This is a genomic window from Mesorhizobium sp. B3-1-9 (assembly GCF_006439595.1).
GTDB lineage: Bacteria > Pseudomonadota > Alphaproteobacteria > Rhizobiales > Rhizobiaceae > Mesorhizobium.
The window spans coordinates 1-2,666 of the sequence record NZ_VFTJ01000052.1 but is presented as its reverse complement, the minus strand read 5'-3'; the positions used below and the strand labels follow the sequence as shown (position 1 = coordinate 2,666).

Below are 2,666 nucleotides of genomic sequence, written 5' to 3'. Positions count from 1 at the left end.
AGCCATTGACGCCGTTGTTGGTCGCAGCCGTCAGGTAGCTCTCGTCCACCGTCAGCGTCGGCGCGGCCGTGCCGCTCGGCGTGATCGTGGGTACATCGTCCGTGATATTGATCGATATGGTCGAAGTGGATGTATTGCCGAAGCTGTCGGTTACCGTGAACGTGAACACGTCCTGCCCGGGCTGCACGTTGGCGCCGTCGTTGCCCGCCGGGACATTCGCCTCCGGCGACGTCAGCGTATAGCTATAGGTGCCATCCGCGTTGACGTGCAGGATGCCGTATGTGCCATTGATATTCGTGCCGACATTGCCGTTCACGTCGCCGACGATATTGCCGGCCTGAACACCGGTCACGGTCGCCCCGTCGGGATCCGAGAAGGTCAACTTGCCCGTCGTCGTCTCCGAGCCGTCGCCCGCATGCGAGCCGTCCACCGTCCCGGGGCCAAGGTCGCCGACCGGTGGTGTTGTGTCGATGCCCGCCTCGTTGACCGCCGCAACCTCCGCCACCACACGCGGCTGGCTGCCGGTCACCTCGATCGTCAGCGTCGCCGGCGAGGTATCGCCGTCGCCGTCGGTGATGGTGTAGTTGAAGACGTCAGTGCCAGTGGGCGTGTTCGGGTTGGCCTGATAGCTGTATTCGCCATTGGCGAAGACCGTCAGCACGCCATGCGTGCCCGTTACTGTCGTCACGCCGGCGTTCACTTGGGCGTTCGTCCAACTGATGGATGCGATACCGTCCGCTCCAGCCGTGTCTGCCGCGCCGAGGCCATGCGTGCTCGTTCCGGCCTCGACATTGCCGGTCACGGTCTCGCCGGACTGCGCCGCGTCCGTGTCGTCATGCGCCGTCGGCACGTCATTGACGATGTCGATCGTGAGCGTCGTGGAAGCGGGGTCGCCGTCGGAATCGACCACCTTGACGGCGAAATCGTCATGCGTGCCGTTACCGGTGGTGCTGTCAAGCAACGTGTAGGAATAGGTGTAGCCGGTCCCCGGCGTGCCGGTGATGGTCAGGTCGCCATACTGGCCGTGCACCAGGATGCCGCCGGCCGCGTTCGTCACCTCGATCTGGGTATTGTCCTTGTCGGTCACATAGAGGTGGCCGATCGTGTCGCCGCCCGTGGTGATAGCCAGCGCGCCGGTCGTCGTCTCGCTGGTGTCGCTGTTGTTGTTGGCGTCGTTGTCGGCGATTTCGCCCGAACCCGCAGGCAGGCCATCATGCGGCGGAAGGCCGGCTTCGCTCGCCGCGCTGTGGCCGTTCGCATCGGGATTCTGCGGCGTCACATCGATGGTGGGCGTCGAATCCGGCTTCAGATTGATCGTCACCGTCGCCACCGACGGGTCGCCGTCGCCGTCGACGATCTGGTACTGGAACGTCACCGTGCCCTGCTCGCCGGCAGCCGGCGTGTAGGTGAAGGTGCCGTCATTGTGATAGGTGACCGTGCCGGAGCCCGTCAGCGAGTTCGCCACATAGCTGACCTTCGTAGGATCGGCGATGTTCACGCCGTCCGCGCCGGGCACATCGTTGGCGATGACATTCACCGTCACCGGGGCATTTTCGGTGCCTTGCGTAGCCAAATCGTCATGCGCCGTCGGCACGTCGTTGACGATGTCGATGGTAAGTGTGGTGTTGGCAGGGTCGCCGTCGGAATCGACCACCTTGACGGCAAAGTCGTCATGCGTGCCGTTGCCCGGGGTGCTATCCAGCAGCGTGTAGGAATAGGTGTAGCCGGTCGCCGGCGTGCCGGTGATGGTCAGGTCGCCATACTGGCCGTGCACCAGAATGCCGCCAGCCGCGTTCGTCACCTCGATCTGGGTATTGTCCTTGTCGGTCACATAGAGGTGGCCGATCGTGTCGCCGCCCGTGGTGATAGCCAGCGCGCCGGTCGTCGTCTCGCTGGTGTCGCTGTTGTTGTTGGCGTCGTTGTCGGCGATTTCGCCCGAACCCGCAGGCAGGCCGTCATGCGGCGGAAGGCCGGCCTCGCTCGCCGCGCTGTGGCCGTTCGCATCGGGATTCTGCGGCGTCACATCGATGGTGGGCGTCGAATCCGGCTTCAGATTGATCGTCACCGTCGCCACCGAGGCGTCGCCGTCGCCATCGACGATCTGGTACTGGAACGTCACCGTGCCCTGTTCGCCGGCGGCCGGCGTGTAGGTGAAGGTGCCGTCATTGTGATAGGTGACCGTGCCGGAGCCCGTCAGCGAGTTCGCCACATAGCTGACCTTCGTAGGATCGGCGATGTTCACGCCGTCCGCGCCGGGCACATCGTTGGCGATGACATTCACCGTTACCGGTGCATCCTCGGTGGCCTGCGTGGCGACATCGTCATGCGCAACCGGCACGTCATCGACGATCTGCACCGAAAGCGTGCCTGGAAGCGAGACGTCACCGTCACTGTCGGTGACTGTCACCGTAAAGTTGTCGAAGGTGGAATTGGTACCGGCGCCGTCCGGATGCTGCGCGCTATGCTCCAGCGTGTAGGTGTAGCTCACCTGCCCGGTGGCGGCGTCGTAGCCGTTGATGGTCAAATTGCCGAGCGGCGTCGTGATGGTAACCGGCGTTGACGCGCTGTTGGCAAGCTCGGCGCCTGAGATATTCGTGCCGTTGATGTTCACCGAGCCGATGCCGTCGGGCGAGTTGATGGCGAACGTGCCGGTGTTGATCTCGGAC

At 64.1% G+C, this 2,666-nt stretch carries 1 protein-coding gene; it reads right to left on the bottom strand.

Translation table 11 applies throughout. From position 1 onward, the window contains the following. Positions 1-2,666: tandem-95 repeat protein (locus FJW07_RS31545; RefSeq protein WP_140860981.1), on the bottom strand; the 2,666-nt coding region annotated here is incomplete at both ends.